Origin of the sequence: Pseudomonas petroselini, from assembly GCF_045037875.1 — a bacterium.
GTDB lineage: Bacteria > Pseudomonadota > Gammaproteobacteria > Pseudomonadales > Pseudomonadaceae > Aquipseudomonas > Aquipseudomonas petroselini.
This window is the reverse complement of sequence record NZ_CP173614.1, coordinates 5,393,535-5,407,148: the sequence shown is the minus strand read 5'-3', so window position 1 is coordinate 5,407,148 and position 13,614 is coordinate 5,393,535. Positions and strand designations below refer to the sequence as shown.

12 protein-coding genes are annotated in these 13,614 nt (G+C 62.0%); 10 read left to right on the top strand and 2 right to left on the bottom strand.

Annotation, left to right across the window (positions count from 1 at the left end):
- Positions 1–20 precede the first annotated feature (20 nt).
- The 9 genes from gspG to gspD are packed head-to-tail and all read left to right on the top strand — an operon-like array spanning position 21 to position 6,936.
- Entirely contained in the window at positions 21–446 is a 426-nt protein-coding gene (gene gspG, locus ACI512_RS24780) for a type II secretion system major pseudopilin GspG (protein WP_015884870.1), read from the top strand.
- A gap of 9 nt (positions 447–455) precedes the next feature.
- On the top strand, positions 456–887 hold the full coding sequence (locus ACI512_RS24775) for a type II secretion system protein (RefSeq protein WP_015884869.1): 432 nt from the start codon (positions 456–458) through the stop codon (positions 885–887).
- Complete coding sequence (locus ACI512_RS24770; protein ID WP_015884868.1) at positions 884–1,246, top strand: prepilin-type N-terminal cleavage/methylation domain-containing protein; 363 nt, start codon at positions 884–886, stop codon at positions 1,244–1,246. Before ACI512_RS24775 ends, ACI512_RS24770 begins: the two co-directional genes overlap by 4 nt.
- Positions 1,243–1,872, top strand: coding sequence for a prepilin-type N-terminal cleavage/methylation domain-containing protein (locus ACI512_RS24765; protein ID WP_405121400.1), 630 nt, complete (start codon positions 1,243–1,245; stop codon positions 1,870–1,872). The genes ACI512_RS24770 and ACI512_RS24765 overlap by 4 nt, the downstream gene beginning before the upstream one ends.
- Entirely contained in the window at positions 1,869–2,594 is a 726-nt protein-coding gene (locus ACI512_RS24760) for a hypothetical protein (RefSeq protein ID WP_064053363.1), read from the top strand. The genes ACI512_RS24765 and ACI512_RS24760 overlap by 4 nt, the downstream gene beginning before the upstream one ends.
- Positions 2,591–3,610, top strand: coding sequence for a type II secretion system protein GspL (locus ACI512_RS24755; protein WP_236380774.1), 1,020 nt, complete (start codon positions 2,591–2,593; stop codon positions 3,608–3,610). The genes ACI512_RS24760 and ACI512_RS24755 overlap by 4 nt, the downstream gene beginning before the upstream one ends.
- Positions 3,585–4,196 (top strand): type II secretion system protein GspM, encoded by a 612-nt coding sequence (gspM, locus tag ACI512_RS24750; protein ID WP_236380773.1) that lies wholly within the window; start codon positions 3,585–3,587, stop codon positions 4,194–4,196. Before ACI512_RS24755 ends, gspM begins: the two co-directional genes overlap by 26 nt.
- Positions 4,193–4,717 (top strand): general secretion pathway protein GspN, encoded by a 525-nt coding sequence (locus ACI512_RS24745; protein WP_236380771.1) that lies wholly within the window; start codon positions 4,193–4,195, stop codon positions 4,715–4,717. Before gspM ends, ACI512_RS24745 begins: the two co-directional genes overlap by 4 nt.
- Positions 4,714–6,936 (top strand): type II secretion system secretin GspD, encoded by a 2,223-nt coding sequence (gene gspD / locus ACI512_RS24740; RefSeq protein ID WP_405121399.1) that lies wholly within the window; start codon positions 4,714–4,716, stop codon positions 6,934–6,936. The genes ACI512_RS24745 and gspD overlap by 4 nt, the downstream gene beginning before the upstream one ends.
- A 67-nt stretch (positions 6,937–7,003) precedes the next feature.
- Here gspD and ACI512_RS24735 read toward each other — a convergent pair whose 3' ends face one another.
- Both ACI512_RS24735 and ACI512_RS24730 read right to left on the bottom strand, forming a co-directional pair.
- Positions 7,004–8,305 (bottom strand): IS4 family transposase, encoded by a 1,302-nt coding sequence (locus ACI512_RS24735; RefSeq protein ID WP_405121912.1) that lies wholly within the window; start codon positions 8,303–8,305, stop codon positions 7,004–7,006.
- Between the two features lie 609 nt (positions 8,306–8,914).
- Positions 8,915–10,467 (bottom strand): IS3 family transposase gene (locus ACI512_RS24730; protein ID WP_183143922.1). Its coding sequence is split into 2 segments (ribosomal slippage): positions 8,915–10,005 and positions 10,005–10,467, totalling 1,554 coding nucleotides; the frame shifts between segments, so codons are not numbered across the junction.
- Between the two features lie 744 nt (positions 10,468–11,211).
- Here ACI512_RS24730 and ACI512_RS24725 point away from each other — a divergent pair.
- On the top strand, positions 11,212–13,605 hold the full coding sequence (locus ACI512_RS24725) for a TonB-dependent siderophore receptor (RefSeq protein WP_093541261.1): 2,394 nt from the start codon (positions 11,212–11,214) through the stop codon (positions 13,603–13,605).
- The last annotated feature ends 9 nt before the right edge of the window (positions 13,606–13,614 follow it).

The window sequence follows — 13,614 nt, the reverse complement described above, 5'->3', positions numbered from 1 at the left end:
ACCCTTAAGGAAACAAGCTGATGCGTCCTACCCGATTCAAGCCTGCCCGCCGCCAGGGCGGTTTTACCCTGCTGGAAATGCTCGCCGTGATCGTGCTGCTGGGCATCGTCGCGACCATCGTGGTACGCCAGGTCGGCGGCAATGTGGACAAGGGCAAGTACGGTGCGGGCAAAGCGCAACTGGCGAGCCTGAGCATGAAGATCGAAAGCTATGGCCTGGACGTCGGCTCGCCGCCCAAGACCCTGCAGCAACTGGTCGAAAAGCCCGGCAACAGCGCCGGCTGGGCCGGGCCGTACGCCAAACCCTCAGACCTCAAGGACCCGTTCGGCCATGCCTTCGGCTACCGCTTCCCCGGTGAGCACGGTGCGTTCGACCTGATCTTCTACGGTCAGGACGGCCAACCCGGCGGCGAGGGCTACAGCGCCGACCTGGGCAACTGGGAATAACCCGCGACCATGCCCAACCTCCAACGCGGCTTTACCCTGCTGGAAATGCTGGTGGTGATCGTCTTGATCAGCATCGCGGCCGGGTTGGTGGGGTTTGGCCTGCAACAAGGCCTGCGTGCCGCGAAAGAGCGCCAGGCTGTCGGGCAGATAGTCGAGGCGCTGCGCAGCACGCGGGCGCGGGCGATTGTCAGCGGCACCGCCCAAAGCACCGTGTTCGACTTGCGTCAGCAAAGCTTCCAGGCTCCGGGCCGCCCGTTGAAACACTGGCCGGCCGACCTGCACGTGACCCTGCACACCGCAGAACAGGCCGGCTCGGCGGTGGCGTTCTACGCCGATGGCAGCTCCACCGGTGGCAACCTGCTGCTGGCAAATGGCAGCCGGCGTTGGCGCATCGACATCGGCTGGCTCACCGGCAGTGTGCAGTCCAAGGCGCTGCCATGAAGCATCAAGGCGGTTTCACCCTGCTGGAAATGCTTGCGGCGCTGGTGCTTATGGCGATCTGCAGCAGCGTGTTGCTGGTCGCCTTCGGCCAGAGCGCGCGCTCGTTGTTGCAAGTCGCCCATAGCGACCGGCTCACCCATGCCGCCGTCAGCGTGATGGACCAGGAAGGCGCGGGGCCCTTGGCCAACGGCGTGCGCCAGGGCGAACTGGACGGCATCGACTGGCAGCTGCGCATCGCCCAGCAGCCCACCCGTATCGGTCAGCCGCAGCTGTTTCGCCTTGATCTCAGCGTCAGCGAAGGCCCGCGCCAGGCACACTTCAGCACGTTGAAACTGCGCGCTGCCGGGGCAGGATTGTGAAGCAGCATCAGCAGGGCTTTACCTTGCTCGAGGTGATGATCGTGCTGAGCCTGCTCGGCGTGCTGCTGACCTTGGTCGGTGGCGCGTTGCTGGGGGCCAATCGGGCGGTGCTCAAGGCCCAGCGCTATACGGTCAGCCTGGATGAAATGCGCGCCGCGCAGCAGTTTTTGCGCACCGCCATCAGCGAGGCGCTGCCGCTGGATGTGACCGAGGACGACAGCCAGGTCGACGGTTTTTTCGCCGGCAGCCCGCAGCGCATGCAGTTTGTCGCGACCTTGCCAGGCGTGCTCGGTGGCGGGATTCAGCGCTTTACGCTGCAATTGGTGGGGCCGGAATCGCAGCGTGACCTGCAAGTCGCGTTCGCACGGTTTGAGTCCCAGGCGCAAGTGAGCGTGCCGGCGTCGCGCAGTGAGCCGCAGGTGTTGTTGAAAGACGTTGAGTATGTGCAATTCAGCTATCGCGGCCTGTCGCCCAAAGGCCAACTCACCGGCTGGATCAGCGAATGGCCGTGGACCAAGCGCCTGCCTTATGCGGTGCGGATCGACGCGCGAGTGAATGGGCCGGTGCCCTGGGTGACCCAGGTGGTTGCCCTGCGCCTGAACTTGTCGGGCGGGGCGCCCGAATGATCAAGCATCAACGTGGCGTTGCCCTGTTGCTGGTGCTGTGGGTGCTGGCCTTGCTCAGCCTGTTGCTGGGTGGTCTGGCCGGTTGGGTGCAACTGGAAACGCGCCAGGCCGCCTGGCACCGCCAGCACACCCAGGCGGTGCTGGCTGCCGAGGCGGGCGTGGCGCTGGCGATGCAAGGTCTGCTCGACCCCTTGCAGCGCAAGCAATGGATAGCCGACGGGCGTGAAATTTCGCGGGTATTTGATGACGCGCAACTGCACGTCAGCCTGCGCAGCGAGCGCGGCAAGTTGTATTTGAACAGCGCCGAGGTCGGCGATTTCGCCCGCCTGGCCTTGGCCTGCGGTGCGACTCAACGCCAGGCCAACCAGCTCGCCAAAGCCCTGGAAGTGCGCCGTAACCAGGGCCTGGCGCCGTTTCGAGTAGTGGAAGAAGTGCGTCAACTGCCGGGCATGACCCAGGCGCTGTACAGCGAATTGGTGCCCGAAATCAGCCTGTGGAGCGGCCTGGACCGACCCGATCCGGCCTTCGCCAGTGCGTTGATGCGCCGCGCGCTGAACCTGCCGCACCAGAGCGCGGTGGGGGCCGATGCCGGCGAAGTGCTGGTGGTCAGCAGCCGCGCGCAACGTCCCGGCGGTTACCACGCCCAGGTGCAAGCCACCGTGTTATTGAGCCCCGCGCAAGGCAGCGCACAACCTTATCGAGTCCTACGTTGGCAAGAATGAATAAGTACCTGGAGCCCGTCATGCAACGCTGGCGCGGCAGCCTGCTGCAACTGGGCTGGCGCCTGTGGCTCAAGGAGTTGCGCGGCTGCCTGCCGGCCTGGCTGTCGTTCGCCGATATCCCCGAGCATGTCTATGCCTGGCCGCTGACCATGCCGGTCGAACAGCACCCCGGCGAAGCGCGCCACGTGCTGGTGCTACCGCCTGAAACGGTGCTGGTGCAAACCCTGCAATTGCCCCCGGCCGCGGCGCGTAACCTGTCGACGGTCGTCGGCTATGAACTGGACCGCTTCACGCCGTTCGACGCTGCCCAACTGTACTTTGTCGCGCGTCAGGAACGCCGTACGCCGACGCACTTGCACGTCACGCTGGTGGCGATCCTGCGTGAGCGCCTCGACCAGATCCTCAATGACTGCGCCGCCCTCGGCTTGCAGCCCCATGCCGTGGATGTGGCGGATGCGACGGGCGCGCCAATGGGCATCGACTTGCTGCCGGCACCGTTGCGCCCCCGCCAGCGCCCCCAGGGCAAGGGCCTGCAACGCAGCTTGCCATGGCTGTGCGGCGCCTTGCTGATTGCCGCGATGCTGCTGTGGCTCAATGACCGCCAGCGCGTGCTCGATGCCATGCAGAAGAGCGTGCGCGAACAGAAAGCCCAGGTCGCCGAGGTCCAGGCCCTGCGCCAGCAATTGCTCAATACCCGGGGCGCCGCCCAGTACCTGATCCGCCGCAAGGCCGCGCAACCGCCGTTGGCGGCGCTGCTCAACGAGCTGACCGCCTGCCTGCCGTCCGACACCTGGCTCGACCAATTGGAAGTCAACGACGGCGCCGACGTGTCCTTCTCCGGGCAAAGCGCCAAGGCCAGCGCGCTGATCACCCGGATCAAGGGCTGCCACAGCCTGGAAAATGCCCAGTTCGAAGGGGTGATCCAACCCGATGCGCAAACCGGCAAGGATCAGTTTTCCTTGCGCGCCCACCTGCACCAGGAGGCCGCCGATGCGCCGACCACTGACACCCCGTGAACGCCGTGGCGCGGCGTTGATCGTCCTGGCCCTGGTGCTTGGCGCCGGTTACTGGCTGTTGATCGACAGCTGGTTCGCCGGCCCCTTGCGCAGCATGGGCGAGCAGTCCGAACAGTTACGTGAGCAGCAGCAACGCTACGCCGGCCTGTTGCGCCAAGGCGATAGCCTGCGCCAACAGCTGGAACAGGCGCGGCAGGACCCGGCCAGCAGCACCAGCTTGTTGCCCGGCGATGACCCCAGCGCCGTGGCGGCCGACCTGATGCAACGCATCGCCGACCTGATCAACAGCCGCGCCAGCCTCGGCGGCGGTTGCAGCCTGACGCAGCGCATGCCCATCACCCCGGAGCAGGACGATGCCGAGCCCTATCGCCAAGTCAAAGTCAGCCTTACCCTCAATTGCGCCATCGAACCCCTGACCGCGATTCTGCATGAACTGGAGTACCAGCGGCCGTTTCTGTTTGTCGATGAGATGAGCATCCGCCGCCCGCCGAACGCACCGGCCAGCGGTGGTGCCGGGCAACTGGTGGTGCACCTGTTGGTGCGCGGCTACCTGCAACCGGCCACGGCCCGGCAGGTGCAGCGATGATCAATGCATTGCGTCCCCTGGAATGGCTGTTGCTCGGTGTGGCCGGGCTGTTGGGCCTGCTGATGGTCGGCATCCTCAGCAGCATCGGCGATGCGCCGCAATGGCTGCCGGCGCCCGAACCCGATGCGGGCACCACTGCGGCCGCCAAGGTACTGGTGGCGCCGAACGCGACCCTGGAAAGCCTGGCCGGCACCTGGCAAGCGCCGCTGTTCAGTCCCGACCGCAGCCCCGACCGCGCGGTGGGCCAGGCGGCCGTTTCCAGCCTGTCGAGCCTGACGCTGACCGGCATCGTGCTGGATGGCGACCTGCGCGTGGCCCTGCTCAAACGCGCCGACGGCCCGCCGCTCAAAGTCCGCCAGGGCCAGACCCTGCCCAATGGCTGGCGCCTGGAACACCTCACACCCCGCGATGCCCGCTTTGCGCTGGACGGCCGCACACAAACCCTGAGCCTGCGCGCCTTGCGTTTGCCGCCGCCGTCCACCACACCCCCGATTACCCTTCCTCACGAGTCCACCCCTTGATCGATACATTCCCTGGCGCCTTGCGCACCACCGTGTTGTGCCTCGCTACCGCCGTTTCCCTCGGTGGCTGCGGGACATTCCCTGAGCATCTCGACCCGGACGAGGCCCTGTTGCATGAGGCGATGCAGGGCACCGGTTCGCAACGTCCGCCCGTGGACCCGGCCAGCGAACAGGCGCCGGTCGACAGCGGCCAACCCCAGGCCAAGACGCCGCCGCAACGCCAATTGATTCGCGGCAACCAACAGTTCGTGCGCGCGCCATCCGCGGCGCCGGCGGGGAAGGAGGAGGGCGCTGGCGACATCGTGTTCAACTTCGCCGACCAGCCGATCGAAGCGGTGATCAACAGCGTGATGGGCGACCTGCTGCACGAGAACTACAGCATCGCCCAGGGCGTGAAGGGCAATGTGAGCTTTTCCACCTCTAAACCGGTGAACAAGCAGCAGGCCCTGTCGATTCTGGAGACCCTGTTGTCGTGGACCGACAACGCGATGATCAAGCAGGGCAACCGTTATGTCATCCTGCCGGCCAACCAGGCGGTGGCGGGCAAGCTGGTGCCGGAGATGCGCGTGTCGCAGCCCTCCAGTGGTTTGTCGGCGCGCCTGTTTCCGCTGCGCTATATCTCGGCCACCGAGATGCAGAAGCTGCTCAAGCCGTTCGCCCGCGAGAACGCCTTCCTGCTGGTGGACCCGGCGCGTAATGTGCTGAGCCTGGCCGGCACCCCCGAGGAACTGGCCAACTACCAGGACACCATCGACACCTTCGATGTGGACTGGCTCAAAGGCATGTCGGTGGGTGTGTTCGGCCTGCAACGCGCCTCGGTGGCCGAGCTGATGCCCGAGCTGCAAAAAATGTTCGGCCCCGACAGCGGCATGCCCCTGGCGGGCATGGTGCGTTTTTTGCCGATCGAGCGGACCAACTCGGTGGTGGCGATCTCGTCGCAGCCGCAGTACCTCAGCGAAGTCGGTGACTGGATCCACACCATCGACGAAGGCGGCGGCAACGAGCCGCAGATGTACGTCTACGACGTGCGCAACATGAAAGCCACCGACCTGGCCAAGTACCTGCGGCAGATCTACGGTACGGGCGCAATCAAGGACGACACCCCGGCCAAAGTCGCCCCCGGCCTGCGCACTGCGACCTTGTCTTCGCCCGGCACCAACAGCACCTCCGGCAGCACGCCGGGTGGCCTGAGTAACAACCTCAACAACAACCAGCCTGCCGCTGAGGATGAGGAGCAAGCGCCCGACGCCGAGCAGGACGACGCCGAACAGGGCGCCACCGAAGACGCCCCCGCCAAAAGCCTCGACGCCGGCACGCGTATCACCGCGCAGAAAAGCAGTAACCAACTGCTGGTACGCACCCGTCCGGTGCAGTGGAAAGAGATCGAATCGGCGATCAAACGCCTCGACAACCCGCCGCTGCAAGTGCAGATCGAGACGCGCATCCTCGAGGTCAAACTCACCGGCGAACTGGACCTTGGGGTGCAGTGGTACTTGGGTCGCCTGGCCGGCAATTCCACCAGCACCACCGTGGGCAACACCGCCGGCAGCCAAGGCGCGTTGGGCGGTGGCGGGGCAGGGTTGGGGGCGGCGGATTCGTTGTTCTATTCGTTCGTCAGTTCCAACCTGCAAGTGGCCTTGCACGCCCTCGAAACCAACGGCCGCACCCAAGTGCTGTCGGCGCCGTCGCTGGTGGTGATGAACAACCAACCGGCGCAGATTCAGGTGGGGGACAACATTCCCATCAGCCAGACCACGGTGAATACCGGCACCTCTGACACCACCTTGAGCAGCGTCGAGTATGTGCAGACTGGGGTGATCCTCGATGTGGTGCCGCGGATCAATCCGGGTGGCCTGGTGTACATGGATATTCAGCAGCAGGTCAGTGACGCGCAGGACCAGGCGTCTTCGAGTAATGACACGCAGAATAATCCGCGCATCTCCACGCGTTCGGTGTCGACCCAAGTGGCGGTGCAAAGCGGGCAGACGGTGCTGCTGGGGGGGTTGATCAAGCAGGACAACGCCGAGAGTGTCAGTGCGGTGCCTTACCTTGGGAGGATCCCGGGGTTGCGGTGGTTGTTTGGGAATACCAGTAAGTCCAAGGATCGGACGGAGTTGATCGTGTTGATTACGCCTAGGGTGATTACCAGCAGCAGCCAGGCGCGGCAGGTGACGGATGATTATCGGCAGCAGATGCAGTTGTTGAAGCCGGGGGGGTGAAAGGTTGTGTGCATATCCGTTATTTGGGTTACGGCGGCTATGGGTTCCGCTCTTACAGCCATCCCTTTCAAGGTCTTTTCGTTTTGGCAGCCTTGATTACCCGGTCGGTTGAAACATGTGCATGTACCGCAGTGCCTTGGACCCATGTTTTGGGCTTAGGCACCTTGGGGCCGCGGGGGCTTTTCGCCACTTGTTTTGGTTGGATGTTTCTAGCCAGCTCCAGTAAGCGCCGGGCCAGTTTTTCCAGAGCAATGACGGGAAGATGTTCCGAGGGCAGCGCAATCTGCATTCCCTCATAACCACTTCTAACCTGAATCGCCAAGTGATAGATCGAGGCCTCCCATCCTTCAGGCTGGGTACCCCGATGAGCTTGCTCGACGCTTCGTTTGAGGACGGCCAGGACGTTGTAGGCCAATACCGCAGTAGCGAACCCGAGTAAGGCGGCCTTTGGGCTGCCAAGGCTTTCGATTTCACTTTCCAGGATCGCTTCCAGTCGCTGGAACATACCTTCAATGCTCCAGCGGCGGCGATAGAGTTCGGCGATCTGCTGTGCACTGACGCTCTGGGGTAGATTGCTCCAGAACATCAAGCTGCTGTCACCCGAGTCCGTTGGGGAATGAAGGGTCAGTTCGACACGCCGGCATTGGTAACCGCCTCTGACCTGGATGATCTGCTCACGCACAGTGCCCGTTTCCACAGGCACCGGCTCTTGCCACTCACCTTCTTGAATCAAGCGTGGATGCTTGGCTTGCTGACGAATGACAAAGGAGGTTTGGACCTGCTCACAAGCCTCCATAACCGGGAGCGTGCAATAGAGTCGATCAGCCAGCCACACTTGACCTGGCTCGGCATTGGCCAATAGAGGCAGCACACAAACGCGCTCGCTTGCATAGGCATCCTCACACGCCTGAAGGTCGATGACCTGATCCAGGTCGGGGTCGTAGGCCACCACCGAAAAACCGGGACGAGCAGCGCCGCGCTCCTGACGTAAAGCCCCCAAGCGTTTCTCAGTGGATGCCAAGTGATTACCGTCCACTACCCGAACTTGCCAACCCGGCAGCATCGCCGTGCAGCCCAGCTCTCTGATGGTTGGAGTCAGGCGCTGTGCACAGCCGGTAACCAGGGCACGCAACAGAGCAGGCTCGGTACGACTGATCTTGTCGTAAAGGGCCGCCAAGCTGACAGGAAGATCTTCCAGTTGCCGCGCGGCGGCGTGCAGGGATGGCTTCAAGCCCAGTGAAACAAGGGACATCAGCTTGATGATGGTCGAGAACAGTAGCTCACGAGAATACTGCCGTTGCCGATGCTCCTCGAAAACCTGATCGACCCACTCAGGGGCAATAGCCTGTTCGAGCGCCAACTTGGCCATGACGCTCGCAGGTGCTTTTTTCTCGAAACGCGCTAGAACATCGGCCCACATCTTTCGGTACCCCTGAATGAAATTTCAGGGGATTTTACTAAAGACCTTGAAAGGGATGGCTCTTACAGCGGGTCACTTTTGGAAGAGCGCCAAAAGTAACCAAAAACGCTTCGCCCCAACACTCGGCACCTCGCTCACGCTCGGTGTGCCCGTAATCCGCCAGGGATTTGGGGGGCCGCCGCCACGCGCCATCCATGGCGCGGGGCGGCTAAACCGGCATCCCTGCCGGTTTACCCCCCAAATCCCTGTCGAATTCCGGCCAGCGTGTTTGACGGGGCGCCTAAGATCAAGATCAAAAGCAAAAGCACAGCGGCCTGATAGCCGGCTTGAGTGGTGTAGAGCAAAGGCAAGCGCGGCGGCCTTAAAGCCGACCGGAGTTGCGTCTGTCGATCGCGGTCTAAATGTGGGAGGGGGCTTGCCCCCGATTGCAGTGTGACAGCCAAAGATGGATCAGCTGACACACCGCTATCGGGAGCAAGCCCCCTCCCACAGTTTGATCTCCATACATCAGGCAGATATCCGGCGTTTTTCAAGGTAGTTGTCGTGTCTCCCGTCTTGCTAGGCGACCTTCACGACAACTGTCAGCTCCCTTTCGGGGTTGAGGTGCACCGTCCCGATAGGGTCCCAGTTGCGTGTCTCGCCTGACCACCTTTCAGGCCTTTTTTCTCTCGCTTGCCCATAGATTGCCGCCCTCCGGGCCAGGATTTCCCGGTCTTTTCCCTCGTGGCGCTGGGCGGGTGTCACGAAGCGGATTCGGCTATGACGATGCTCGGTGTTGTACCAGGCCATAAAATTCCTGACCCAGATACGCGCGTCATCCAGGCTGCCAAATCCATCCTGCGGCCACTGCGGGCAGTACTTCAGCGTTCTAAACAGCGACTCCGAGTAAGGATTATCGTTGCTTACCCGGGGTCTTCCTCTCGATGGCGTGATACCCAGGTCGTACATCTTGGTCAGTAACGTCACCGATTTCATAGGTGCGCCATTGTCCGAATGAAGCACCAGCGGCTGACGCCAGCACTTCTCTCTAGTGACACTTCGTTGCAATAGGACAGCGGCTTTTTCACCGTTTTCTGCTTCGTAAACTTCCCAGCCCACAGCCTTTCGGCTGTAGATATCCTCGATCAAATACAGGTAGTAAAACTTCCCTCGAACCGGCGACGGCAGGTACGTGATATCCCAAGACCACACCTGATTGGCGGCTGTCGCCGCGTAGGTGGTGGGTGCTTCATGGCGATGCGGGCGTTTGGCGCGGGAACGATGATGCTGCTGATCTGCCGCATGCAGCACTCGGTAAAAGGTTGCCTCCGATGCCATGTAACGTCCTTCGTCAGCTAGTCGTGGCACGATCTGGCTCGGTGGCAGATGTGCGTAGGCCTTGCTGTTGCACAAGGCCAGGATGGCTTGGCGCTCAACATCACTCAGAGCATTATTCGGCACTGGCCTCACCGTCGTGGTGCGCCCATCTGCCAACAACGCTTCGGGCAGGATCCAGCGTTGTAGCGTGCGTAGCGAAATACCGACTTCTAGACACGCAGGCGCCCTGCGGGCGCCCGCCGTGATGGCTTCGGTGAGCCAGTCGACGAGAAGATGCCGTTCTGGCAACAAGGTCAATTGTCCTCGTCGTCGTTCCCCCAGTAGGCATTGAGCTTTTTTCGCAGCACCAGCAATGCGACTGTTTCAGCCAGCGCTGCATCCTTTCGGCGCAGCTCACGCTCCAGCTCCCGAATCCGGTTCTTATCCTCCTTGGTCTCACCAGCGATTCCTTTTTTCAGCGCTGAGTGATTAGTGCTGTTGGCAATGAAAGCTTTGCGCCAGCCGTCAATTTGCGCAGGGAAAATACCGTTGCGACGGCAATACTCACTCAGCTCCAGCTCCGACAAAGCTGATGATTCGATGACTGCCATGAGCTTGGATTCGGCAGACCAACTTTCAGGCGACTGCTTGTTTTCGGACAACTGAGAACCTCTGGCAGCAGCTTGCTTACGCCAATAATGAAGAGACATGTCGCTACAACCTTCACGGCGCGCGACCTCCGACGCTGAAAGGCTCAGCGGCGGAAGCATCATTTTCAACAGTGCAGCTTTGCGTTCTTCTGAATAGAAAGGCATGACCTTACTCTTGCCGCCCCCGGAATACTTTTAAAAAGCGGAGGACACGACAACTACCCTGACACCGGGGGTATCAGCCTGCTTTTGATCTGGTTTTTGATTTTGATCTTAGGCGCCCCGTCAAACACGCTGGCCGAACGCAGGCTTGAATCCGTGGGTAACCCGGCAGGACGCCGGGTTAGCCGCCCCGCGCCATGGATGGTGCGTGGCGGCGGCCCACGGATTCAAGCCGGAGTGAGGGCATGCCGAGCCTAGGCGAGGCACCGAGTGTTGGGGCGAGGCGTTTTTGGTTACTTTTGGCGCTCTTCCAAAAGTGACCCGCCGTAAGGGCGGAACCCATATCAGCCGTTACCCAAACAACGGATATGTACCCCGTCTACCCAACGACAATCTCAAAAAGACATTATTTATATGAATAAAAACATTCATAAATAATGAAAGTAGAGAATATTAGCTTATACCCAAATAGCATTATATTTTCAAAACCCATTCCGTTATGTTTGATCGCAACAGCCTACCCCTGACCTCGGATGGTACCCAGCGTAATCAAGATTCTGCGCGCCATAACCGGGTGACAAGCCCACGGCAGAATCGTTGGAAGGGAGCTCAACGTATGTTGCCAACTCAATCCCCACACTCGCCGCACACCTAGTCCTCAATCGCCGCAACACCCCTGAAAAAATCGAGCACCGCGCCCGCCCGCGTGCCTGCCCGACTTCGCGATTTGGACTGTCTGGAGTGGCTATGAAGCAAGTCTTACAACCGACCGCCGTACTGGCACTGGCCTTCCTGGCCAACACCGCCCAGGCCCAGGACGACAGCACCCTGTCCACCGTGGTGGTCACCGGTAACCGGGGCGCCGAACAACGTACCGTCACCAGCAGCCCGGTGCCGATCGATGTGGTCAGCGCCAAGCAACTGCAAAGCACCGGCAAGCCCGGCCTGATGGAAGCGTTGAGCGCGGTGATCCCGTCGCTGACCCTGCCGGAAAAAACCGGTTGGGACGCCAGCGGCATCGCCCGCGCGCCGAACCTGCGTGGCCTGAGCGCCGCCGAGGTGCTGGTGCTGGTCAACGGCAAGCGCCGTCACACCGCCGCCACCTTGAACATTAACGGTATCAACACCGGCGCGGCCCCGGCCGACCTGGACCTGATTCCCATCAGCGCCATCGATCATGTCGAAGTCCTGCGCGACGGCGCCGCCGCCCAATATGGCTCCGATGCCATCGCCGGGGTGATCAACGTCATCCTCAAGGCCGACACCAGCGGCACCTCGGTGACCAACGCCGGCCTGGGCTATGACGGCAAGAAACAGACCGTGCAACAAAGCCTCAACAAGGGCTTCGAAATCGGCAACGGCGGCATCGTGCAGCTGGCCCTGGACGCCCGCAGCCAGAATGATGACAACAAGGCCAGCGCCAACGGCTACACCTATGAGCAAGCCTATGGCCTGGCGGGCAAGTCCACGTACGGCGGCTATGGCACGCCCAAGACCAACCTGCTGACCCTGGGCTACAACGCCGAGCTGCCGATCGACGACAGCCTCAGCCTGTATTCCTTCACCACCTATTCACGACGCAAAGCCGAGCAAGGCCAGAACTTCCGCCTGCCGACCATCACCAACACCATCACCACCGGGCCCAACGGCTACCCGTCGGGCTACACGCCTACCTGGTTTATCGACGAAGACGATTTCCAGGCTGCCTTCGGTGGCAAAGGCACCGTCGGCGAGTGGGACTGGGACCTGTCCACCACCTACGGGCGCAACGAGGCGGAGCAGGGCACCACCCACAACCAGAACCCGTCGCTGGGCGAGGCCACGCCGAATCACTTCACCTCCGGCACGTGGATTTCCACCGAGCTGACCACCAACCTCGACTTCAAGCGCGGCTTCGACATCGGTCTGCAAAAGCCGCTGGACCTGAGCTACGGCTTCGAGCATCGGCGCGACACCTATGAGGTGCAGGCCGGTGACTACGAGTCCTACGCCAACGGCGGCTACTGCGTGGCACCGGGCAATTGCGCGTCGTCCGGGGCGCAGGTCACCAACGGCATTTCGCCGGATGAAGAAAGCAGTGCCTCGCGCAACAGCCTCGCCGGTTATGTCGACGTGGGCTTCAACCCGGTGCCGGATTGGTATGTCGGCACCGCGTTCCGCTACGAGCACTACAACCAAGGCGTCGGCGCCACCCGCAGCGGCAAGCTGACCACCCGCTACGACTTCACCCCCGAATTTGCCGTGCGCGCCACCGTCAGCAACGGCTTCCGTGCACCGTCCCTGGCCAACAGCCTGTTCAGTGCGCGCTCCACCACCTATGGCGTGGTTGACGGTGTGTACCAGTCGATCAACTACGGCGTACTGCCGGTGGGTTCGGCGGCGGCCAGGGCCTTGGGGGCCGAGGACCTCAAGCCCGAGCGCTCGACCAACTTCAGCCTCGGTTTTACCCTCACGCCCACCGACCGCCTGAGTTTCACCGCCGATGCCTACGTGATCAACCTGCGCGATCGCATCACCCTCACCGGTACCTTGCTCGGTCCCGAGATCACCCAGGTGCTGCAGAACAACGGCATCAACTCCACCTCGGGCGGCCAGTACTTCATCAATGGCGCCGACACTCGCACCAAAGGCCTGGACCTAGTCAGCAACTACAGCCAGGACCTCGGCCAGTACGGTTCGCTGAAGTGGACGGCGGCGTTCAATTGGAACCAGACCAAAATCCTCAACTACAAGGAGTCGACCAATATCCTTGGCACCTCCTATGAGTTGATGAACCGCGAGGCGCGCAACCTGATCACCGGTGTGCAGCCCAATACCAAGCTGATCCTGGGCGGCGACTGGAGCATCGACCGCTTCAACCTCAACCTGGCCCTGACCCGCTACGGGTCCTACAAGGAAGTGAATGCATCGGCCAATCGCGACCTCGACCGGGTCTACAGCGCCAAGTGGATCACCGACCTCGACCTTGGCTACAACCTCACCAAAGACCTCAACGTCGCCATCGGTGCCAAGAACCTGTTCGACATCTACCCCAAGAAACAAGGCGTGCCCAGCAGCACCATGGTCAGCAGCTACGGCACCTATTCGCCCTACGGTTTTACCGGTGGGTACTACTACACCCGCTTGACCTATGCCTTCTAAGGCCGAGGA

What these genes read in the sequence shown, in the direction of transcription:
- gspG (WP_015884870.1), top strand. Translation starts at nt 21, where the DNA reads ATGCGTCCTACCCGATTCAAGCCTGCCCGCCGCCAGGGCGGTTTTACC.
- ACI512_RS24775 (WP_015884869.1), top strand. Translation starts at nt 456, where the DNA reads ATGCCCAACCTCCAACGCGGCTTTACCCTGCTGGAAATGCTGGTGGTG.
- ACI512_RS24770 (WP_015884868.1), top strand. Translation starts at nt 884, where the DNA reads ATGAAGCATCAAGGCGGTTTCACCCTGCTGGAAATGCTTGCGGCGCTG.
- ACI512_RS24760 (WP_064053363.1), top strand. Translation starts at nt 1,869, where the DNA reads ATGATCAAGCATCAACGTGGCGTTGCCCTGTTGCTGGTGCTGTGGGTG.
- ACI512_RS24755 (WP_236380774.1), top strand. Translation starts at nt 2,591, where the DNA reads ATGAATAAGTACCTGGAGCCCGTCATGCAACGCTGGCGCGGCAGCCTG.
- gspM (WP_236380773.1), top strand. Translation starts at nt 3,585, where the DNA reads ATGCGCCGACCACTGACACCCCGTGAACGCCGTGGCGCGGCGTTGATC.
- ACI512_RS24745 (WP_236380771.1), top strand. Translation starts at nt 4,193, where the DNA reads ATGATCAATGCATTGCGTCCCCTGGAATGGCTGTTGCTCGGTGTGGCC.
- ACI512_RS24735 (WP_405121912.1), bottom strand. Translation starts at nt 8,305, where the DNA reads ATGGCCAAGTTGGCGCTCGAACAGGCTATTGCCCCTGAGTGGGTCGAT.
- ACI512_RS24725 (WP_093541261.1), top strand. Translation starts at nt 11,212, where the DNA reads ATGAAGCAAGTCTTACAACCGACCGCCGTACTGGCACTGGCCTTCCTG.